This is a genomic window from Knoellia sp. B-D-2 (genome assembly GCF_057714695.1).
The window spans coordinates 1,134,928-1,155,623 of the sequence record NZ_CM173189.1; the positions used below are offsets into that span (position 1 = coordinate 1,134,928).

At 71.3% G+C, this 20,696-nt stretch carries 21 protein-coding genes and 1 tRNA gene; 11 read left to right on the plus strand and 11 right to left on the minus strand.

What is annotated here, in order from left to right; genetic code table 11:
• Window position 1 precedes the first annotated feature (1 nt).
• From xylA to AC3EU2_RS05500, 7 genes are all read right to left on the minus strand, one after another.
• On the minus strand, window positions 2-1,210 hold the full coding sequence (gene xylA, locus AC3EU2_RS05470; RefSeq protein WP_488178704.1) for a xylose isomerase: 1,209 nt from the start codon (window positions 1,208-1,210) through the stop codon (window positions 2-4).
• Between the two features lie 11 nt (window positions 1,211-1,221).
• On the minus strand, window positions 1,222-2,229 hold the full coding sequence (locus AC3EU2_RS05475) for a sugar phosphate isomerase/epimerase family protein (RefSeq protein ID WP_488178705.1): 1,008 nt from the start codon (window positions 2,227-2,229) through the stop codon (window positions 1,222-1,224).
• 144 nt (window positions 2,230-2,373) lie between these two features.
• On the minus strand, window positions 2,374-3,498 hold the full coding sequence (locus tag AC3EU2_RS05480) for a sugar phosphate isomerase/epimerase family protein (protein ID WP_488178706.1): 1,125 nt from the start codon (window positions 3,496-3,498) through the stop codon (window positions 2,374-2,376).
• A 102-nt stretch (window positions 3,499-3,600) separates the two neighbouring features.
• Window positions 3,601-4,821 carry a Gfo/Idh/MocA family protein gene (locus AC3EU2_RS05485; RefSeq protein ID WP_488178707.1) on the minus strand — a complete coding sequence of 407 codons (1,221 nt, stop codon included), beginning with the start codon at window positions 4,819-4,821 and terminating at the stop codon, window positions 3,601-3,603.
• 47 nt (window positions 4,822-4,868) lie between these two features.
• A complete protein-coding gene (locus tag AC3EU2_RS05490) occupies window positions 4,869-5,918 on the minus strand; it encodes a substrate-binding domain-containing protein (protein WP_488178708.1) in 1,050 nt (349 codons plus the stop codon).
• An 83-nt stretch (window positions 5,919-6,001) separates the two neighbouring features.
• Window positions 6,002-7,060 carry an ABC transporter permease gene (locus tag AC3EU2_RS05495; RefSeq protein WP_488178709.1) on the minus strand — a complete coding sequence of 353 codons (1,059 nt, stop codon included), beginning with the start codon at window positions 7,058-7,060 and terminating at the stop codon, window positions 6,002-6,004.
• Window positions 7,057-8,538: a sugar ABC transporter ATP-binding protein gene (locus tag AC3EU2_RS05500; RefSeq protein WP_488178710.1), complete on the minus strand. Its 1,482-nt coding sequence runs from the start codon at window positions 8,536-8,538 to the stop codon at window positions 7,057-7,059. Before AC3EU2_RS05500 ends, AC3EU2_RS05495 begins: the two co-directional genes overlap by 4 nt.
• 147 nt (window positions 8,539-8,685) lie before the next feature.
• On the opposite strand from AC3EU2_RS05500, the gene AC3EU2_RS05505 reads away from it, so the two are divergent.
• From AC3EU2_RS05505 to AC3EU2_RS05535, 7 genes are all read left to right on the plus strand, one after another.
• A complete protein-coding gene (locus tag AC3EU2_RS05505) occupies window positions 8,686-9,915 on the plus strand; it encodes an ROK family protein (RefSeq protein ID WP_488178711.1) in 1,230 nt (409 codons plus the stop codon).
• Window positions 9,916-10,031: 116 nt separating this feature from the next.
• A complete protein-coding gene (locus AC3EU2_RS05510; RefSeq protein ID WP_009776380.1) occupies window positions 10,032-10,325 on the plus strand; it encodes a type II toxin-antitoxin system VapB family antitoxin in 294 nt (97 codons plus the stop codon).
• A 6-nt stretch (window positions 10,326-10,331) separates the two neighbouring features.
• Entirely contained in the window at window positions 10,332-10,886 is a 555-nt protein-coding gene (locus AC3EU2_RS05515; RefSeq protein WP_488178712.1) for a LytR C-terminal domain-containing protein, read from the plus strand.
• 1 nt (window position 10,887) lies between these two features.
• A complete protein-coding gene (locus tag AC3EU2_RS05520; protein ID WP_488178713.1) occupies window positions 10,888-12,018 on the plus strand; it encodes a mannosyltransferase family protein in 1,131 nt (376 codons plus the stop codon).
• A 31-nt stretch (window positions 12,019-12,049) separates the two neighbouring features.
• Window positions 12,050-12,841: a thioredoxin-like domain-containing protein gene (locus AC3EU2_RS05525; protein WP_488178714.1), complete on the plus strand. Its 792-nt coding sequence runs from the start codon at window positions 12,050-12,052 to the stop codon at window positions 12,839-12,841.
• On the plus strand, window positions 12,838-13,491 hold the full coding sequence (locus AC3EU2_RS05530) for a DUF305 domain-containing protein (protein ID WP_488178715.1): 654 nt from the start codon (window positions 12,838-12,840) through the stop codon (window positions 13,489-13,491). Before AC3EU2_RS05525 ends, AC3EU2_RS05530 begins: the two co-directional genes overlap by 4 nt.
• A 153-nt stretch (window positions 13,492-13,644) precedes the next feature.
• Window positions 13,645-13,734 (plus strand) — tRNA-Ser (locus AC3EU2_RS05535).
• Window positions 13,735-13,945: 211 nt separating this feature from the next.
• On the opposite strand, the gene AC3EU2_RS05540 is transcribed toward AC3EU2_RS05535, so the two are convergent.
• Window positions 13,946-14,569 (minus strand): CueP family metal-binding protein, encoded by a 624-nt coding sequence (locus tag AC3EU2_RS05540; RefSeq protein ID WP_488178716.1) that lies wholly within the window; start codon window positions 14,567-14,569, stop codon window positions 13,946-13,948.
• A gap of 310 nt (window positions 14,570-14,879) precedes the next feature.
• A complete protein-coding gene (locus tag AC3EU2_RS05545) occupies window positions 14,880-15,779 on the minus strand; it encodes a cation diffusion facilitator family transporter (RefSeq protein ID WP_488178717.1) in 900 nt (299 codons plus the stop codon).
• Window positions 15,780-15,857: 78 nt separating this feature from the next.
• On the opposite strand from AC3EU2_RS05545, the gene AC3EU2_RS05550 reads away from it, so the two are divergent.
• Together AC3EU2_RS05550 and AC3EU2_RS05555 are read left to right on the plus strand one after the other, a co-directional pair.
• The gene (locus tag AC3EU2_RS05550; protein WP_488178718.1) at window positions 15,858-16,835 is read left to right on the plus strand and encodes a TIGR03885 family FMN-dependent LLM class oxidoreductase; all 978 of its coding nucleotides are present in this window, start codon (window positions 15,858-15,860) and stop codon (window positions 16,833-16,835) included.
• A 16-nt stretch (window positions 16,836-16,851) separates the two neighbouring features.
• The gene (locus AC3EU2_RS05555; RefSeq protein ID WP_488178719.1) at window positions 16,852-18,600 is read left to right on the plus strand and encodes an alpha-amylase family protein; all 1,749 of its coding nucleotides are present in this window, start codon (window positions 16,852-16,854) and stop codon (window positions 18,598-18,600) included.
• Window positions 18,601-18,624: 24 nt separating this feature from the next.
• Here AC3EU2_RS05555 and AC3EU2_RS05560 read toward each other — a convergent pair whose 3' ends face one another.
• Both AC3EU2_RS05560 and tadA read right to left on the minus strand, forming a co-directional pair.
• Window positions 18,625-19,236, minus strand: coding sequence for a DedA family protein (locus tag AC3EU2_RS05560; RefSeq protein WP_488178720.1), 612 nt, complete (start codon window positions 19,234-19,236; stop codon window positions 18,625-18,627).
• Window positions 19,233-19,664, minus strand: coding sequence for a tRNA adenosine(34) deaminase TadA (gene tadA / locus AC3EU2_RS05565; RefSeq protein ID WP_488179445.1), 432 nt, complete (start codon window positions 19,662-19,664; stop codon window positions 19,233-19,235). Before tadA ends, AC3EU2_RS05560 begins: the two co-directional genes overlap by 4 nt.
• A 73-nt stretch (window positions 19,665-19,737) precedes the next feature.
• Here tadA and upp point away from each other — a divergent pair, with 73 nt between their 5' ends.
• Together upp and AC3EU2_RS05575 are read left to right on the plus strand one after the other, a co-directional pair.
• Window positions 19,738-20,376: a uracil phosphoribosyltransferase gene (gene upp / locus AC3EU2_RS05570; protein WP_488178721.1), complete on the plus strand. Its 639-nt coding sequence runs from the start codon at window positions 19,738-19,740 to the stop codon at window positions 20,374-20,376.
• 142 nt (window positions 20,377-20,518) lie between these two features.
• The gene (locus AC3EU2_RS05575) at window positions 20,519-20,695 is read left to right on the plus strand and encodes a hypothetical protein (protein WP_169744268.1); all 177 of its coding nucleotides are present in this window, start codon (window positions 20,519-20,521) and stop codon (window positions 20,693-20,695) included.
• Window position 20,696 lies beyond the last annotated feature (1 nt).

Below are 20,696 nucleotides of genomic sequence, written 5' to 3' on the forward strand. Positions count from 1 at the left end.
GTCAATGTAACGACGATCGGCCCGGCGGTCTCCCCTCCCGCGCATCCCGGCGTCGGCGGACCCCGTAGAGGTGCTCGAGCGCGAGCTGGTCGAGGTGCTCGAAGCCCATGCCCCGCCTACCGGCCTCGTCCGGGTCGAACGCCTCGGACCGCAGGTCCGCCAGCGTCTCGCCCTCGGCCAGGGTCGGCTGCCCGAGCTCCGGCACCCGGGCCGCGGCCAGCGCCTCCTGCACCTCCGGGTCGGCCCGGAAGGCACGCGCCTTGTCGCGCAGGATGAGGTAGTTGCGCATGCACCCGGCGGCCGAGGCCCAGACGCCGTCCATGTCCTCGGTGCGCGGCGGCTTGAAGTCGAAGTGGCGCGGGCCGTCGTAGCCGCCCTGTTCCACCGTGTCGACGGTCCAGAAGGCTCCGCGCGCGTTGCCCGCACCGAAGCGCAGGTCCTGGTCGAAGCGGGGACCGTGCTGGCCGTTGAGGTCGAGGTGGAAGAGCTTGCCGTGCCACAGCGCCTGGGCGATGCCGTGGGCGTAGTTGAGGCCGGCCATCTCCTCGTGCCCCACCTCGGGGTTGAGGCCGACGAGCTCGGGCCGCTCGAGCTCGTTGATGAACGCCAGCGCGTGCCCGATCGTCGGCAGCAGGATGTCGCCACGAGGCTCGTTGGGCTTGGGCTCGAGGGCGAACCGGATGTCGTAGCCCTGCTCCACGACGTAGTCGCCGAGGACGTCGAACGCCTCCTTGTAGCGGTCGAGCGCGGCTCGGACGTCCTTGGACCCACCGGACTCGGCGCCCTCCCGGCCGCCCCAGGCGACGAACGTCGTCGCGCCGAGCTCGGCGGCGAGGTCGAGGTTCTCGGCGACCTTGCGGACGGCATACCGCCGCACGTCGCGGTCGTTGTTCGTGAAGCCGCCGTCGCGGAAGACGGGGTGCGAGAAGAGGTTCGTCGTCACCATGGGGACGACGAGACCGGTCTCATCGAGCGCCTTCCGGAACGGCACGAGGGCGGTGAGCCGCTCCCCGGGCGAGGCCCCGAACTCGGTCACGTCGTCGTCGTGGAACGTCACACCCCAGGCGCCCAGCTCGGCGAGGCGGTGCACGCCCTCCACCGGGTCGAGCGGCTCGCGGACCGCGCCGCCGAAGACGTCGACCCCCTGCCAGCCGACGGTCCAGAAGCCGAACGAGAAGCGGTCCTCGGGGGTGGGGGTGAAGTCGGTCATCGCAGCCACCGTCATTTCTTCGTGCTGAAGGCGGCGTCGAACGCCGCGTCGGGCTTGTCGAACGCCAGTCGGCGCACGAACTCCACGGCCTCGGCGGCGCCGACGAGCCGGTCCATGCCGGCGTCCTCCCACTCCACCGAGATCGGGCCGTCGTAGCCGATCGCGGTGAGGGTGCGGAAGCAGTCCTCCCACGGGACGTCCCCGTGGCCGGTCGAGACGAAGTCCCAGCCGCGCCGGGGGTCGGACCAGGGCAGATGCGAGGAGAGGCGACCGTTGCGGCCGTTGCCCACCCGCATCCTGATGTCCTTGCAGTCGACGTGGTAGATCCGGTCCTGGAAGTCCCAGATGAAGGCGGCGGGGTCGAGGTCCTGCCAGATCATGTGCGAGGGGTCCCAGTTGAGGCCGAAGGCGGGGCGGTGCCCGATCGCCTCGAGGGTGCGCACCGTCGTCCAGTGGTCGTAGGCGATCTCGCTCGGGTGGACCTCGTGCGCGAACCGGACGCCGACCTCGTCGTAGACGTCGAGGATCGGGTTCCAGCGGTCGGCGAAGTCCTGGTAGCCGGCCTCGATCGTCTCGGCCGGCACCGGGGGGAACATCGCGACGTACTTCCAGATCGCGGAGCCGGTGAAGCCGATGACCGTGTCGACGCCGAGCTTCGCGGCGGCGCGTGCGGTGTCGGCCATCCGCCGGGCGGCGCGCTGCCGCACGCCCTCGGGGTCTCCGTCGCCCCAGACGTCGGCCGGGAGGATGTCCTGGTGCCGCTGGTCGATCGGGTCGTCGCAGACCGCCTGCCCGACGAGGTGGTTGGAGATGGCCCAGACCTTGAGGCCGTGGCGTTCGAGGATCTCGAGGCGGCCGTCGACGTAGTCGTCCTCGGCGAGCGCGCGGTCGACCTCGAAGTGGTCGCCCCAGCAGGCGATCTCGAGTCCGTCGTACCCCCACGACCCAGCGAGGCGGCACACCTCCTCGAACGGAAGGTCGGCCCACTGCCCCGTGAACAGGGTGATCGGTCGTGCCACGTCAGTCCTCCAATGTGTGCGTCTGCGCCGGTCCACGGTCCGTAGAATCCGGGTCACGTCCAGCTTGTCGAGAGTCGGGCGGAAGCCGGTCCCGGCCCGGGCCCCTGCTGCAACAGCGTGCCCGGGCCGGGACCGGTGGAGCGGTCAGCCGCGCAGGGCGGCCAGGTTGTCGTAGCTGAGCCTGGCGAACTCGAGCGACTGCGCCGGGTTGGCGGCGCCGCCACCGGCGTTGTCCTGCTCCCACATCGGGTTGTGCGAGCCCTTGGCCCCGACCCGCTGGAAGAAGGTCGTGTAGTCGATGTCGCCGACCCCGAACGGGACGATGGCGTAGCCGTTGGTCGTGCCCGGGAGCGAGGCGCCGTCCTTGGCGTGGAAGAGCGGGAAGCGCTTCGTCTGCGCCGCGACGACGCCCGCCGGGTCGAAGACGGCGCCGGTCACGACGGAGCCGTCGGGGGCGGTGTACGTGTGGTGCTTGTACTGCGCGACGTGCGCCCAGTAGACGTCCATCTCGAGGTGGACGTACGCCGGGTCGGTGTTCGCCAGGAAGTGCTCGAGGCGGCGGATGCCGCTGCTCCTCGTCGGACGCCCTTGCAGGTCCAGCGGGCCGCTGTCGAGCAGGAAGCTGTAGGCGATGTCGTGGTTGTGCGTGTAGAGCTTCAGCCCGTGGGAGGCCGCCCGCTCACCGAAGAAGTTCCACCGCTCCGCCGCGAGCTCCCAGTCGGCGACATGGGCGCTGGTGGTCGGGTCGTTGCCCGTGCCGATGTGCCCCATGCCGAGGATGTTGGAGATCTCGCACGCGGCGTCGAACTGCGAGATCGTCGCGTCGGTGACCGATGCGGGGATGCTGCCGTGGTTGCCCTCTGCCTCCAGCCCGAACTCGTCCAGCCAGCCGCGCAGCTGGGTGGCTCCGGCCACCGTGTTGAGGTCGGCGCCACCCTCGGCGTTGGCATGCTGCCGGTAGCCCGCGAACTCGATCTGCTTGTAGCCGATCGTCGCGAGCTCCTTGAGCACCTCCTTGAAGCCCGAGGCGAGGTGCGTGGCGAGCGGGTCGCGGCCGACCGCGTCGCGGACGGTGTAGAGGATGATGCCTCGCTTGCCGGGGGGCACGAGCACGCCGTTCGCCTTGCCGCCGGCGGGGCCGGCCAGGGCGGCGGGGGCGGTGAACGCTGCCGCTGCCGCCATCCCGGTGGTCGCCGCGAAGAACTGCCGGCGGTTGAGGCCGAGCTTGGTGACCAGGCCCGAGACGTTGACGTCGTTGTCGGTGTTCATGTTCTGCTGCTCCTTCGTCACTGCAATGACATGGGTGAGGCGGGACGAACCGGGGATCTCCTCTCAGGGGCGGTGGGTGCTGCGGGGGTGGGAGGGCTGTGGTCAGCCGACGGCGGGTGGCGCGATCGGGGTCCACGCGGCGCCGCTCGCGGCGCTCGTCTCGACGGCCTCGAGGACGCGCTGCACGCCCAGCCCGTCGGCGAACGACGGCTCGGGGTCGGTCCCGTCGGCGATGGCGGTGAGGAAGTCGGCCGCCTGGTGGGTGAAGCCGTGCTCGTAGCCGAGGCCGTGACCCGGCGGCCACCACGGCGCGACGTAGGGGTGGTGGGCCTCGGTGACCTGGACCCGGCGGAACCCGGGCTCGTCGCCGTCGGCCTCGTAGACGTTGAGGACGTTCATGTCCTCGAAGTCGAAGGCGATGCTGCCCGTGGTCCCGTTGAGCTCCACCCGGATCGCGTTCTTGCGGCCCGTGGCGAACCGGGTCGCCTCGAAGGAGGCGAGGGCCCCGCCGGAGAAGCGCCCGATGAACACGGTCGCGTCGTCGACGGTCACCTGCCCGGTCCCCGAGCCGACCGTGGCCGACAGCCCGCTCGAGGCCCGGGGCAGGGGGCGCTCCTTGACGAAGGTCTCGGTGAGCCCGCTGACACCGGCCAGGCGGTCACCGGTGATGAACTGGGTGAGGTCGATGACGTGGGCACCGATGTCGCCGAGTGCTCCCGAGCCGGCTCGCTCCTTCTGCAGCCGCCACGTGAGCGGCGACTCCGGGTCGACGAGCCAGTCCTGGAGGTACTGCGCACGGACGTGCCGCACCTCGCCGATCCGCCCGGCCGCGACGAGCTGCTGAGCGAGGGCGATGGCCGGCACGCGACGGTAGGTGAACCCCACCATGCTGCGCGTGCCGGAAGCGCTGGCCCGCCCCGCCGCGTCGGCCATGGTGACGGCCTCCTCGACGGAGTTCGCCAACGGCTTCTCGCACAGCACGTGCTTGCCCGCGGCGAGCGCGGCGAGCGCGATCTCGGCGTGGGTGTCGCCCGGGGTGCAGATGTCGACGATGTCGACGTCGTCGCGGGCGATCGCGGCGCGCCAGTCGGTCTCGACCGACTCCCAGCCGAAGCGCCGGGCCAGGTCCTGCGCGGCCTCGGCGTTGCGGCCGCAGACCACCCGGAGCTCGGGCACGACCGCGGGGTCGAAGAAGCTGCGCGCGTTGCGCCACCCCTGGGAGTGCGCCTGACCCATGAACGCGTAGCCGATCATGGCGACGCCGAGGCGTCGGGGCTCGGGCGGCGAACCCGTGGGTCCGCCGGTCTCGTCCAGCTCATTCATCCGTGAAGCCTTCCCTGACGTGACTCGGTGCTCGAGGACTCGAGGGCTCAGGACTCGAAGCCGAGGGGGAGGTACTCCTCCACGTTGTCCTTGGTGACGACCGGGGCGTCGAGGACGATGCGGCGCGGGACGGCCACCTGGACGAGGTCGCTCATGCTCTTGTCCTGGGCGAGGAGCCGGGCGAGGCGCACGCCGTCAGCCGCCTGGGTGGGCGGGTAGAGCACGGTGGCCTCCATCTTGCCCTCCTTGATCCAGCGCATGGCGTTGGCCGAACCGGCCCCACCGATGAACGAGAACTCGCTGCGCTTGGCGTTGTCGAACGCGGCCATGACGCCGACGCCCTGGTCGTCGTCGTGGTTCCAGATGATGTCGAGCCTGGGTGCCGCCTGGAGGAGGTTGGAGGCGACCTTCTCCCCGGACTCGACGGTGAACTCGGCGGCGACGCGGTTGTCGACCGTCTGGTTGCAGGCCTTGAGCGCGTCGGCGAAGCCCTTGCTGCGGTCCTGGGTCAGGGGCAGCGCGTCGATTCCGGCGATCTCGGCGATGACCGGGTTGGTGAGCTTCTTGTCCGTGACGAGCTTGCAGGCGTAGGTGCCCGCGCTGACGCCCATGCCGTAGTTGTCGCCGAGGATCGTCGTGCGCGCCGCGAACGGCGTCGAGAACTCACGGTCGACGTTGACGACGATGATGCCGGCCTGCATGGCCTTGGTGGCGACCTCGGTGAGGGCAGCGCCGTCGGTGGGGAGGAGGACGATCGCGTCGACCTTGTCGTTGATGAAGGTCTCGATCTGGGAGATCTGCAGGCTCGCGTCGTTCGTTCCCTCGGCGGCCTTGAACTCGACGTCGGAGAACTTCTTGGCCTCGGCCTGGGCGGCGGAGTTGATGGCGCCCAGCCAGCCGTGGTCGGCCGCCGGCCCGGAGAACCCGATGGTGATCTTGTCTCCCGGCTCGTCGTTGTTGCTGCCGGCCCGCTGGCTGTCCGAGGACGTCGTGCCCTCGTCCTCGGGGGTGTTGCTCGTGCAGCCGGCGGCGACGAGGGCGACGACGCCGAGTGCCGCGGCGGTGCGGACGGGGCGGGAGATGGTGCGACGGTTCATGGTGTCTCTCCTGGGCTGTGGTGCGGGGTGGGTGAAGGGAGCGGTGGTGCCGTGCGTGGTGCCGTGGTGCGGAGGAGCTGGGACTAGGTGCTTCGCCGGCGAGCAGCGAGCCACTGCTGCAGGAGGACTGCGGCCACGATGATCACGCCCTTGGCGACGTTCTGGGTCGACGTGTCGAGGTTGTTGAGGGTGAAGACGTTGGTGAGCGTCGCGAAGATGAGCACGCCGAGCACGGTGCCGACGATCGTTCCGCGGCCGCCGCTGAGGAGGGTGCCACCGATGACGACGGCTGCGATGGCCTCGAGCTCGTAGAGCCCGCCGTGGGTGGACGTGCCGGTCGTCGTGCGCGCCATGAGCATGACGGCGGCCAGCCCGCAGGCCAGTCCGAGGAGGACGTAGAGGTATGCCGTCTGCCGCTGGACCTTGATCCCGGCCAGTCGCGCGGCCTCCGGGTTGCCGCCGATCGCGAGCGTCCGGCGCCCGAAGGTCGTGCGGTTGAGCAGGACCCAGCCGAGCGTGGCGACGAGGGCGAAGATGATGACGAGGACCGGGATGCCGATGACGCTGCCGCCGAAGAAGTCGATGAAGCCGCGGTCCCGCACGATCTGCGTGCGGCGCTGGGCGATGATCTCGGCGAGACCCCGGGCCGCGGCGAGCATCGCCAGGGTGGCGATGAACGGCGCGACCTTGCCGTACGCGACGAGGACTCCGTTGACGAGCCCGCAGGCGGCGCCGACGACCAGCGCGGTGAGCACCATGACGATCCAGTGGATGTCCTCCGCCAGCGTCTGGGTGGCGAGCGTGGTGGCCCAGACCGACGACAGGGCCACGATGGCCCCGACGGAGAGGTCGATGCCACCGCCGCAGATGACGAACGTCATCCCGACGCTGACGACCCCGATGACCGCGGCGAACCGCAGGACCGTCAGGGCGTTGTCGATGCTGCCGAACCGGTCACCAGCGGTGGCGATCCCGACGATGCAGAGGAGGACGAGAGCGATGACGAGGCCGAGGTTGCGCGTGGCCGACCCGCTCATGAACCGGCTCAGGGCACCGGGGCCGGGTCCGGCGGTGGCGGCGGGCGCCACCATCGCCTGGCTGCCCGAGGGCTCCTCGGAGGTGCGTGGGGTCTCGACGCTCATGCGGCGTCTCCTCTCATGATGATGTCGAGCACGCGGTGCTCGTCGAGGTCGCCGGACGGCGCCTCGTGCAGGACCTGGCCGTCGCCGACGACGAGGACACGGTCGGCCAGACCGAGGACCTCCTCGATCTCGCTGGAGACGACGACCACGGCGACGCCGTCGTCGGCGAGCCGGCGGACGAGTGCATAGATCTCGGACCGGGCGCCGATGTCGACACCGCGTGTGGGCTCGTCGAGCAGGAGGACGCGGCAGCCGCGCAGCAGCCACCGGGCGAGCACGACCTTCTGCTGGTTGCCGCCGGAGAGCGTGCGGATCTCGCGGGTGACCCCGGTCGGCCGCAGGTCGAGGCTCGTGGCGAGCTCCTGCGCGGCGTTGTTCTCGGCGGTGCGGTCGATGAACCCGCCCCGCGCGAAGCGGGTGAGCGTGGCCATGCTGATGTTGTGCGCCACGCTGTCACCGAGCACCAGCGCCTGGCTCTTGCGCTCCTCGGGGCAGAGCCCGACACCGGCGTCGACGGCGGAGCCCACCGACCCCGGTCGCAGGCGCCTGCCGCCGACGGTGACCGTGCCGGTGTCGGCCTTCCGGGCGCCGAAGACGGTCTCGACGATCTCGGAGCGTCCGGCACCGACGAGCCCGGCGAGTCCGACCACCTCTCCGGGTCGCACCTCGAAGCTCACGTCCTGGAACTCGCCCCGGCGGGAGATGCCCTCGACGACGAGCAGGGGGTCACCCTCGGGGGAGGACCGGCGCTCGGGGAAGACGTACTCGATCGACCGGCCGGTCATGAGTCGGATGACCTCGGCGGTGGGGGTCTCCTTGGCGGGCAGCCCGGTGGCGACCGTGCGTCCGTCCTTGAGGACGGTGACCCGGTCACCGATGACCCGGATCTCCTCGAGCCGGTGCGAGATGTAGACGACGGCGACGCCCTCCGCGGTGAGCTGTCGGATGACGTCGAAGAGACGCTCGACCTCACCGCCGTCGAGGACGGCCGACGGCTCGTCCATGACGATGAGCCGCGCATGGCGCGACAGCGCCCGCGCCATGCTGATGATCTGCTGGCCGGCGGCGGACAGGTCGCCGACCTCGGTCGTCGGGGAGATCTCGGGATGGCCGAGCCGCTCGAGCAGCGCCCTCGTCTCGGCCCGGGCCGCGGAGCGCTGCGAGATGCCGAACCGGGACTTCTCGTGGCCGAGGAAGATGTTCTCGGCGACGGTCAGCCCCTCGACGAGGTCGAGCTCCTGGTACATCGTCGCGATGCCCATGTCCATGGCCGCCTGGGGGTGCCCGAGGGTCACCTCGGAGCCGTCCCACGTGATCGTGCCCTCGTCCGGCGTGTGCACCCCGGCCAGCGTCTTGATGAGGGTGGACTTGCCGGCGCCGTTCTGCCCGAGCAGGCAGTGCACCTCCCCCGGACGCACGTCCAGGTCGACCCCGCCGAGTGCGACCACACCGGGGAACCTCTTCACGATTCCGGCCATCACCAAAAGAGGTGAGGCCTCATTGCCTCGAGTCATGACGAGGACGCTATTGCCCTTTTGTCTGATCGTCAAGCAAAAGTTTTGCGTCGTGGACAATCATCGGTTCGTGCAGGTGACCGAAGTCCGCTCATGTGCTTCACTACGAGCGTGAGTACGTCCGTCGACCTCCACCCCCGGGCACCCGCCGGGGTCCATGCCCCGACGGGCGCCACCGCGGCAGGCGCCGGAGCCCTCCTCCAGCTCATGAGGGACGGCCAGCCACGCACCCGCGCCGAGCTCATCCAGCTCACCGGTCTGGCGCGCTCGACGGTGGGAGCGCGCGTCGAGTCGCTGCTCGCCGCAGGCCTGCTCGCACCTGCGGGGGAGTCACGGTCCACCGGAGGACGACCTCCCACGCGCCTCGCCTTCAACCCCGAGGCCGGCTTCGTCATCGGCGCCGACCTCGGCGCGACCCATGCGACCGTCGCCCTCACGGACCTCAGCGGACGGGTGGTCGCCGAGACGTCACAGGAGCTCGACATCCGCCAGGGCCCGGAGGTCGTCCTCGACGCGGTGGTGACCATCAGCCGAGCACTGCTGCGTTCGGCCCGCAAGACCAAGCGCCAGCTCGTCGGTGTCGGCCTCGGGCTGCCCGGTCCCGTCGAGCACTCCACCGGTCGCCCCGCCTCTCCCCCGATCATGCCGGGCTGGGACGGCTACGACGTCCCGGCGCACGTCTCCGCCGCGCTCGGCGGCCCGGTCCTCGTCGACAACGACGTCAACATCATGGCGCTCGGCGAGCACGCGACGATCTACCCCGACGTCGAGCACCTCGTCTTCGTCAAGGTCGCGACCGGCATCGGCGCCGGCATCATCAGCGGCGGCCAGCTCCACCGGGGGGCCCAGGGCTCCGCCGGCGACCTCGGCCACGTCGCCGCACCCCACGGCGCCGGGATCCTCTGCACGTGCGGCAACATCGGGTGCCTCGAGGCCGTCGCCAGTGGCCCGGCGATCGTCGCCCAGCTCGCCGCTCGTGGCATCCGGGTCGCCGACAGCCGCGAGCTGCTCGCCCTGGCCCGGGCGGGCAACCCCGAGGCCATCGCCGCGCTCCGGCAGGCCGGGCGCGAGATCGGCGAGGTCCTCGCCTCGATCGTCAGCCTGCTCAACCCGTCGGTCATCGCCGTGGGCGGGGTGCTCGCCCAGTCCGCGGAGAGCCTGCTCGCCGGGATCCGCGAGGTCGTCTACGGCCGGTCGCTCCCGCTGGCCACGGAGGAGCTGCAGATCGTCACCGCCCGCACGGGCGACCATGCCGGAGTCATCGGCGCCGCCACCATGGTGATCCAGCACGTCCTGTCGGCCGAACAGGTCGAGCTCCAGCTCGCGACCGCCGCCTCCTGAGCGGGGACGTCACGGCGCACGGGGACGCGGGCGGACGGCATACGCCGGGTCACAGTGTCCTCACGACCCGTGAGGCGTGCCGCACCCCATGCCGTCGCCGTCCTACAGTGGCGGGCGTGATCTTCAAGGCCGTCGGCGACACGCGTCCGTACCCGGAGCACGGGTACAGCACGCGCCAGTGGTCGAACGTGCCCCCGCGGCTCGTGCGCCTCGACGACCTCGTGACGACCAAGCGCACCCTCGACCTCGGCATGCTCCTCTCGGAGGACTCGACGTTCTACGGGGACCTGTTCGCCCACGTCGTCGAGTTCGAGGGGACGCTCTACCTCGAGGACGGCCTTCACCGGGCGCTGCGCGCCGCCCTCCACCAACGACCGACGCTGCATGCCCGCGTCCTCGTGATCGAGTGACCGACGATGTCCGACCGCGACCTCACCGACGAGCTGCGACACCGTCGACAGCACCGCAGGACCACGACGACCATCCTCGTCGTCATCCTCATGCTGTTCTTCGCGTTCTGGTACGCGTTCTCCTACTACCGGGCCTCGCTCAACCCTGAGCCCCCGACGGGCGTCGAGGCCACGTGCCGCCCGTACGACCCCAAGGTCCCGACACCGGCCACCACCACGGTCAACGTCTACAACGCGACGTCGCGCAACGGTCTGGCCGCACGCACGGCCAGGGAGCTGCGCGCCCGCGGCTACACGATCCGCGACGTGAGCAACGACCCCCTTGACCGCGTCGTCGCCGGGCCGCTCGAGGTGCGGTTCGGGCCCGCCGGGGCCAGCCGTGCGCGGCTGCTGGCCCCGCTCGGCGGCAAGGGCACCACGCAGCTGGCCGACAAGCGCAAGAGCACGGTCGTCGACGTCGTCATCGGCGCCAAGTTCACGACCCTCGCGCCGGCCCCCAAGGCCACGGGCAGGCCCATGTGCCCGGTCCCGTCCCCCTCCGCCTCCCCGTCAGCGGGCTGAGGTGACCTCCGCCCCGCGGGCGGCGGTGGCCTTCCTCCTCTCCCGGCTCCTCCTCGGCGCGACCGTGCTCGCCATGGCCGCCGCCACGGGCCAGGGCGCCGTGGGTCACGAGTGGGCGAGCGGCGTGTGGTGGCTCGACCGCTTCTCGGCCTGGGACAGCTACCACTTCGTGCGCATCGCGTCGCTCGGCTACCTGCCGCCCGGCCTCGACTGCTGCGACCAGGCGTTCTTCCCCGGCTACCCCCTCGCGATGGCGGCACTCACGCCGCTGCATGGTGGGAACGTCACTGCCGCAGGGTTGCTCGTCAGCGTCGCCGCCGGAGGTGTCGCGGCGGCACTCCTGTGGGCCCTCGTGTCCGAGGACGCGCGCGGCGGTCCCCTCGCGGCCCGCCGGGCCCTCGCCCTGCTCCTGGTGGCACCGGCGGGCTTCTTCCTCGTCGCGGTCTACACCGAGGGGCTCTTCCTCGCACTGGCCCTCGGCGCGTGGCTGCTGGCGGGCCGGCGCCAGTGGTGGTGGGCCGGGAGCGTGGCCGCCCTCGCCGCCGCGGTGCGCGTCAACGGCCTGTTCCTCGCGGCAGCCCTCGTCGTCATGTACGCCGTGCAGTGGAACAGCGACGGCCGCCCCCGCCCCCGCCCGGACGTCCTCGCGCTCGGCCTCCCCTCCCTGGGCGTCGGCGCCTTCGTCGTCCACCTCCACTCGCGGACCGGGTCGTGGGACGCCTGGCGCGAGGCCGAGGCCACGGGCTGGGACCGGTCGGTCGCGTGGCCGTGGGACGGGGCCGCGGCCGCGTGGAGAGCCCTGCTCGACAGCCCGACCACGTGGCTCGCCGCGAGCCGGGCCGCCGACATCGTCGCCGTCGCGCTCGGGCTCGCGCTGTGCGTCCTGCTTGCGCGACAGCGGCGCTGGCCCGAGCTGACCTACATGACCCTCACCCTGGGGGTGGTCCTCTGCTCGACGCTCTGGGTCTCGGCCCCCCGCTACGCCCTCACCTGGTTCCCCGCCTACCTCGCCGTCGCGACGATGCGCGACACGACGGCATACCGACGCTGGTATGCCGTGGGGCTGGGACTGTCGTTCGTGCTCCTCGTGGGTGCCACCTGGGCGGCGGCCCACCGCCAGTGGGTGGCCTGATGGCGGACGGGGTCAGCCGGCATTCAGGTGCATGGGTGACAATCGCCCGACACCGATCGATCTACAGGAGTGTGTCGTGGCCCCGTCCGGGAGTGGCAGCAAGAAGGCGCGCGCCAATGAGCGCAGCACCTCTGACCGAGTTTCACAGATGCGCAAGGAGCAGCAGAAGAAGGACCGCCGTCGGCTGATGGCGATCTGGGGGGCAGCCGCCGTGACGATCGCGATCGTCGTCGGCGCCGTCGCGTTCGCCGTGATCAGCGACAAGTCCAACACCCCGAGCATGGCGGCGGTCAAGTCCTTCAAGTACGACGCCGGGGCCCACACGGAGTCGACCGTCACCTACAAGGAGAACCCGCCCGTCGGCGGCGAGCACCACCCGGTGTGGCTCAACTGCGGCGTCTACGACGCTCCGGTGCGCAGCGAGAACGCCGTGCACTCGATGGAGCACGGCGCGGTGTGGATCACCTACCAGCCCGACCTGGCCCAGTCCGACGTCGACACGCTCAGGGACATCGCGCCGGACACGTACTCGGTGCTCTCCCCGTACGAGGGCCTGCCCGCACCGGTCGTCGTCTCGGCCTGGGGCAAGCAGCTCGCCCTGACCGGCGCCGACGACCCGCGCCTGGAGGAGTTCATCAAGGAGTACCGCCAGGGTCCGCAGACGCCGGAGCCGGGCGCGCTCTGCACCAACGGCACCGACGGCTCGGACATGCCGCCGCCGACCTCGCCGTCGGCGTCGCCGTCCGCGTCGCCGTCGACCTCCCCGTCCGCGGCCACGAGCCCGTCGCCGTCCGCCGCGACCCCCTCCCCCTCGGCATCGTGACCGACAGCACCTCGCTCCAGCCGACGACCTCCTCCCGCTCGCGGGGGGAGGTCGTCGGCTTGGCCGTCCTCCTCGGCGTCGCGTCGCTGCTCGTCGGCCTCGTGCTCGGATGGGCGCTGTTCGGCCGGGGCGGGTTCCCGCTGGACGGGTCGGCCGAGGCCGGGTTCGCGCGGGACATGCAGACCCACCACGGCCAGGCCGTCCAGATGTCGCTCCTCGTCGTCGACCGGACCACCGACCCCGCCGTGCGCACGATGGCCAACGACATCGCGACGAGCCAGCAGCAGCAGTCCGGCCAGATGTTCGCGTGGCTGCAGCTGTGGGGGCTCACCCCGACCGGCTCGCAGACGCCGATGGAGTGGATGGGCTCGGACCACCACGGGGCCACGTCGGCCTCCGGCGACGCGGTGCCGATGCCCGGGATGGCCTCCGCCGCCGACCTGCAACGGCTGAGCGCCGCGTCCGGGGTCGAGGCCGAGCGGATCTACCTCGAGCTGATGATCGCCCACCACCGCGGCGGGGTCCAGATGGCCGACGCGGTGCTGTCACGCTCCGACCGTGACGAGGTCGTCACGCTCGCGGGCTCGATGAAGCGCGCCCAGACGTCGGAGATCACGACGATGCAGTCGATGCTCGACGCCCGCGCCTGACCCGGGCTCCTGCTCCCCCTCAAGGAAACCTGCGGGGTGCGTGAGAACGCCACCCACCTGCCCCCTCACCCGCGCCGTGCGTCTGCCGGCAGCACCCGATCGACCCAAGCGCTCGATTTCGCTCCGGCCGGGTCGTTGCGTATCCTGCTTCGCGGTGGTGTGTCCGAGCGGCCTAAGGAGCACGCCTCGAAAGCGTGTGAGGGTGCAAGCCCTCCGTGGGTTCAAATCCCACCGCCACCGCCAGACAACGAAGGGCCCCGAGTTCGATCGGGGCCCTTCGCCTGTGCGGGTGGCCGTGCAGGACCCGGCCCTGGGGTGCAGGACCCCGTCCAGGCGTGCACGATCCGGTTCGCGAACCGGCCTCGCCCTCCTGAACCGGTTCGATCCGGTTCGCGAACACCGGCTCGGTTCGCGAACCCTTCTGTGCACCGCCCGGCGGGCGCCGAGGCGGTCCTCAGGCGAGCTGCATCGTCGTGAGGCAGGTCGGGTCATCGGCGTGCGTCGAGACCTTGGTCTGCGCCACCTTGCCCTCGTGCCCGATGCGCAGGGTGGCGGTGGTGTCCTTGGGGAGCCAGAAGCCGATGAAGCCGTTGGCGAAGACGGTCTTCACCCCGTCCGCGAGGACGGCGCCGGTGCTCTCGTCGACGAGGCTGACCTCCACGTCCTCGCCGCCCAGCTCCCCCTTGCACGTCGTCAGCGAGTGGTTGAAGCACTCGTGCGTGCTGTCGACGTAGGGAGCCACCGAGAGGTAGAACCGGTCCGGCGGGATGGGCAACGTGACCTCGGTGTCGTCCCCCGAGACGAGCAGCCTGTCGGGGCGGACCGACGCCATGAGGTCGGTGGGCCGCTGGTCCATCGGCATCCGGTCGAGGGTGTCGATCACCTCCATGGCGCTCTTCCCCCTCAGGGCGTGCTTGGCCAGCAGCGCCTCACCGGCTGCCGACGGCGCGGGGGCGGTCTCCGTCTGGGTCGTCGCCGAGCCAGCCCCATCCGGGGCGGTCGTCGGGGCGGTCGTCGGTGCGGAACACCCCGCGACCAGCGCAGTAGAGAGGACGAGGACGGGGAGGGCCAGGCGCATGCGACCATCATCGTCGACCGCGACCACCTCCGAACCGGACCTTCGTCCCCTCCCGTGCACCCGGCATACGGATGGGCACGGAACAGCCCGCGGGCCTGTCGACCGAGCGGTCGGCGACGAGTGCAGGGGACGACCTGCACGACCCGCGGGCTGCGGTGAGCTGCTGGGGATTGCGCCGGGGCGCGACCTCGAGCAGTCGAGGTGCGCTAGCGCGCAGTCACCTCACGCGTCCAATGTGAATTCAATTCCTGGACCACCTCCCTTCCGTGTACTCCGACGCTAAATCGGCGGAGCCACCTGTGCAAGGGCTTTACCAGGTCGTGTCGTTGCACCCGGAGTGCGACTCGGGCTCCACCTGCAGGGTCGCGTGCTCGACCCCGAACTCGTCGCGCATCACCCGCCGGGCGGCGTCGAGGACGGCGTGGGCGTCCGCGCCGTCGCTCGTCATGAGGTGTGCGGTGGCGACGTTCATCCCCGACGTCAGGGTCCAGACGTGGAGGTCGTGCACGTCGGTCACGTCCGGCACCGCGGCCAGGGCGGTGGTCACGTCGTCCGGGCTCATGCCGGCAGGGGCGTGCTGCCCCAGCACCGTGAGCACCTCACGGCCGAGCAGCACGGCCCGCACCGCGACGAACGCCGCGATCGCGAGCGCGATGCCCGTGTCCCACCACGCGTTCCCCGTCGCCGCGACGAGCACCCCGGCCACGACGACCCCGACCGACCCGAGGGTGTCGGCGACCACCTCGAGGTAGGCGCCCTTGACGTTGAGCGACTCCCCGGCGCCGCCACGAAGCAGCGCGAGGGCGATGAGGTTGACGACGAGCCCGATCGACCCGACGACGAGCATGGGGCCGGTCGCCACCTGCACCGCGTCGCCGATGCGTCGCACGGCTTCGACCGCGATGTATGCCGCGACGCCGACCATGAGGAGCACCGCCAGTCCCGAGGCGAAGACCTCCGCACGGAACGACCCGTAGGTCCGGCGGCCGGTGCGGTCCGGACGGCCGGCGACGCGGGTGGCCACGACGGCGGCACCGAGCGCGACGACGTCGGCGGCCATGTGACCGGCGTCGGAGAGGAGGGCGAGGGAGCCGGAGGTCAGGGCTGCGACGAGCTCGACGACGAAGAACACCGCGACCAGACCGAACGCCGCCTGGAGGCGCCACCGGTGCGTGGCCCCGGCGTGCCCGTGGCTGTGCCCGCTTCCCATGGCTCCACGCTAGCGACCGACCGGAGATCCCCCTCCGCGGCATGGCTCCACGCCGCGCAGATGTGGTCGGGTGGAGGCATGACGCGCTACGGCTTCCACGCCTCCCACGAGCAGATCAGCCCCTCGGTGCTCCTGCGCGACGTCCAGCACGCCGAGACCGCCGGCTTCCAGATGGCGATGTGCTCCGACCACTTCTCCCCGTGGAGCGCCCGCCAGGGCCACAGCGGCTACACCTGGGCCTGGCTCGGCGCCGCGCTCGCGACGACGAACCTCACGATGGGCTGCGTCAGCGCGCCCGGCCAGCGCTACCACCCCGCGGTCGCGGCCCAGAAGATCGCGACCCTGTCGCAGATGTTCGAGGGTCGCTTCTGGGTCGCCCTGGGCAGCGGCGAGGCGAGCAACGAGCACATCACCGGCGACGGCTGGCCGCGCAAGGAGGTCCGCGACCGCCGGCTCGACGAGTGCGTCGACGTCATCCGGCGGATGCTCGCCGGTGAGGAGGTCAGCCACGACGGGCTCGTCACCGTCGACCGGGCCCGGCTGTGGGACCTGCCCGAGCAGCAGCCGAGGCTCATCGCCCCCGTGGTCTCGGTGGAGAGCGCTGCCCGGGTCGCGGCGTGGGCGGACGGGCTCATCACCATCGTCCAGCCCGAGAACCGGCTGCGCCGCGTCATCGAGGCCTACCGCGGGGCAGGCGGTGGGGGCGAGCTCTCCCTCCAGGTCCACCTCAGCTGGGCAGAGAGCGAGCAGGCGGCGGAGGACATCGCGGTCGACCAGTGGCGCAGCAACGTCATCGGTCCTCCCGTCGCGTGGGACGCCGAGACGGCGGAGGCGTTCGACGCCATCGGTGAGCAGGTCAGCACCGAGGCCGTGCGCGGCGCCGTGCAGGTCTCCGCCGACCTCGGTGAGCACCGTGAGCGCCTCGCGGACCTCGCCGCGCTCGGCTTCGACGACCTCTACCTGCACCACGTCGGCCAGGAGCAGGGGGCCTTCATCGAGGCCTTCGGCGAGCAGGTCCTGCCCGAGCTGACCTCCACCCACGCGTCACGAGCCTGAGGGACGGACCCTGACCATGCGCATCACGGACACGAGCGACCAGTGGTGGAAGACCGCGGTCATCTACTGCCTCGACGTCGAGACCTTCTACGACTCCGACGGCGACGGGACCGGCGACCTCCACGGGCTCGCCGAGCGCCTCGACTACCTCACCGAGCTCGGGGTGACCTGCATCTGGCTCATGCCGTTCTACCCGAGCCCGCAGAGGGACGACGGCTACGACGTCAGCGACTTCTACGGGGTCGACCCCCGCGTCGGCACCGCCGGCGACCTCGTCGAGGTGGTCCGCACCGCCCACGACCGCGGGCTGCGCGTCATCACCGACCTGCTCGTCAACCACACCTCCGACGCCCACCCGTGGTTCAGGGAGTCCCGGCGCAGCACCGGCTCCGCCAAGCGCGACTGGTACGTGTGGCGCTCCGACGCGCCACCGGACACGAGCGCCGAGGTGGTCTTCCCCGACAAGGAGACGTCGATCTGGAGCCTCGACGACCGTACCGGCGAGTGGTACCTCCATCACTTCTACTCGCACCAGCCCGACCTCAACGTCGCCAACCCGGCGGTCCGCGACGAGATCGCGCGCATCGCCGGCTTCTGGCTCGAGCTCGGCATCGACGGCTTCCGCGTGGACGCCGTCCCGTTCTTCGTCGAGGACGTCGAGACCGCCGTGGCGTCGTCGGGCGCATCCGCGAAGGGCGGCACGAAGGGCAGGAGCGGCCCGGGCACCGAGGGTGGCGACGAGGTCGCCGCGGCCGTGAGCCCGCACCAGCACCTCAAGGACCTGCGGGCGTTCATCAACCGGCGCAACGGTTCCGCGATCATGCTCGGCGAGGTCAACCTCCCGCACCAGCAGCAGCGCGAGTACTTCGGCGGGGACGCCGGCGACGAGCTGCACATGATGTTCGACTTCATCGGGATGCAGAAGCTCTACCTGTCGCTCGCTCGGGAGGACGCCCGTCCCCTCGCCAAGGCGCTCCTCGACCGGCCGGACATCCACCCCAGCTGCCAGTGGGCGACGTTCGTGCGCAACCACGACGAACTCACCCTCGACAAGCTCACGGACAAGGAGCGCCAGGAGGTCTTCGCGGCGTTCGGGCCCGAGCCCGAGATGCAGATCTACGACCGCGGACTCAAGCGCCGGCTCCCGCCGATGCTCGGTGGCGACCCGCGCCGCATCCGGATGGCCTACAGCCTGATGTTCTCGCTGCCCGGCACCCCGACGCTCTTCTACGGCGAGGAGATCGGCATGGGCGAGGACCTCGCCGGCGAGGGGCGACACGCGGTCCGCACACCGATGCAGTGGACCGACGGACCCACCGGCGGCTTCTCGACGGCGCCCCCGCACCGGCTCGTCCGACGGCCCACCACGGACGGCTTCGGCCCCGAGCACGTCAACGTCGTGTCCCAGCGCATGGACCCCGACTCGCTGTGGAGCTTCATGCGACACCTGACCCAGACCTACCGCTCGTGCCCCGAGCTCGGGTGGGGCGAGCTCACCGTGCTGCCCCAACCCGACCACCAGGTGCTCGCGCACCAGTGCTCCACGGGTGAGGCGGCGGTCATCGCCGTCCACAACTTCGGGGCCGAACCGCGCACCGTCAGCCTCGACCTCTCGTCGTGGGTGTCCGACGGGGACGTCGAGCTCGCCGACCTGCTCTCGGGTGGCGAGGTCGCCACGAGGGACGGGTCGCTGGAGGTCGTCCTCGACGGGTACGGCTACCGCTGGCTCCGGGTGCACCCGAAGGGCGACCTCCGGATCCCGTGAGACCCGGGCGTCCGCGCGTGGCCGTCAGGGGCGGTCGAGGCCGGCGGTGCGCCGCCAGCTCCACGTCGCGACGACGGCCACGAGGAGGCCCCCGAGGAGGACCGCGCCCACGGTGCCGAACCAGCTGACCACGCGTTCGTACGACATCCCCGCGCCGTACCCCGCGAGCACGCTGATGACCGACCACGACCCTGCGCCCAGCAGGTCGTACCCGAGGAACTTCAGGTACGGCATGCCCGACATCCCCGCCAGCGAGGGCATCACCGAGCGCACGAACGGCGTCCAGCGACCCAGGACGACGGCCCAGCCCCCGCGGGTGCGCAGCTGCGCCTCCGCGTCCTCGAGTCGTTGGCGCCGACCGGGGTGGCTCACGCGTCGGTGCAGTCGGTGACCCACCCGGCGGCCCACGACGTAGCCGACCGTGTCACCGGCGAGCGCCGCGAGCAGGACGACGACGAGGACGCTGACGATCGAGGTGCGTCCCAGGGCCGCCGCGGCGCCGGCAAGGACGGCGACGGTCTCGCCGGGCAGGACCATGCCGACGAGCAGTGCGCACTCGCCGAACACGACGAGTCCGCTCACCGCGAGGATGAGCCACGGCGGCTGGTCGAGGAGCGCCGAGAGGAGGTCGGTCACCGGCGCGCCTCGAAGAAGTCGAGCAGCAGGCGCGACGACTCGTCCTCGAGGACCCCGCCGACGACCTCGATCCGGTGGGTCGCGCGCCGGTCGCGGACGACGTCCCACACCGACCCGGTCGCGCCGAGCTTCGGGTCCCACGCGCCGAGGACGATCCGCGAGATCCGGGCGAGCATCGACGCGCCGGCGCACATCGGGCACGGCTCGAGGGTGACGACGAGGGTGCAGTCGTCGAGGCGCCACGAGGTCGTGGCGCGGGCGGCCGCCCTCAGGGCCACGACCTCGGCGTGCGCGGTGGGGTCAGCGTCGATCTCCCGCTGGTTCCAGCCCTCCCCGAGGACCGCACCGTCGGGACCGAGCACGAGGGCACCGACGGGGACGTCGCCCGCGTCACCGGCCACGGACGCGAGGTCGAGGGCGCGACGCATGGCACCGGCATACTCCGGACGGGGCGGAGCGGACGCGGGTCCGGGAGTGGGGCTCACGCGGTAAGTTTCGCCCATGCGCGTTCACGTTGCCGACCATCCGCTGATTGCACACAAACTCACCTACCTGCGCGACAAGCGGACGGACTCCCCCACGTTCCGCCGGTTGGCCGAGGAGCTGATGACGCTGCTCGCGTACGAGGCGACCCGAGACGTGCGGGTCGAGCCGTTCGAGATCGAGACGCCGGTGGCGCCGACGACGGGCATCAAGCTGTCCAACCCCAAGCCGCTCATCGTGCCGATCCTGCGCGCGGGGCTCGGGATGCTCGAGGGGATGGTGCGGCTGCTGCCGAGCGCCGAGGTCGGGTTCCTCGGGATGCAGCGCAACGAGGAGACGCTCGAGGCGATCACCTACGCCAACCGCCTCCCCGACGACCTCTCGGGCCGCCAGGTCTACGTCCTCGACCCGATGCTCGCGACCGGGGGCTCGATGGTCGACGCGATCCGCTTCCTCCTCGAGCGCGGCGCCGACGACATCACCGCCGTCTGCCTGCTCGCGGCGCCCGAGGGCATCTCGCACCTCGAGTCCTCCCTCGCCGACGCCGGCGTGCCGGTCCAGCTCGTCACCGGCTCGATCGACGAGCGTCTCAACGAGCTCGGCTACATCGTCCCCGGGCTGGGCGACGCCGGCGACCGCCTCTACGGCGTCGTCTGACTGCGGGCCGCTCGCCGCGGGTTCTTCCGACACGCCGAAGGTGGCCTCACCAGTCACACCAGTCACATCCGTCATCATGGGTACTGCAGTGTGCACCCGTGCGAGACCTCCCGCGCGGGCCTGACCCCGAGAGAGAGCCGACGTGACCATGCCCCCGATCAAGAAGATCGTCACGTGGCTCCTCGTCATCTTCCTGCTCTACGCGATCTTCACCTCGCCCACCGACGCCGCCAACATGGTCGGCAGCGCGTGGGACGTCGTCACCAACGGCGTCGGCAACATCGGTCGGTTCTTCGACTCCCTGATCGCCCGGAGCTGAC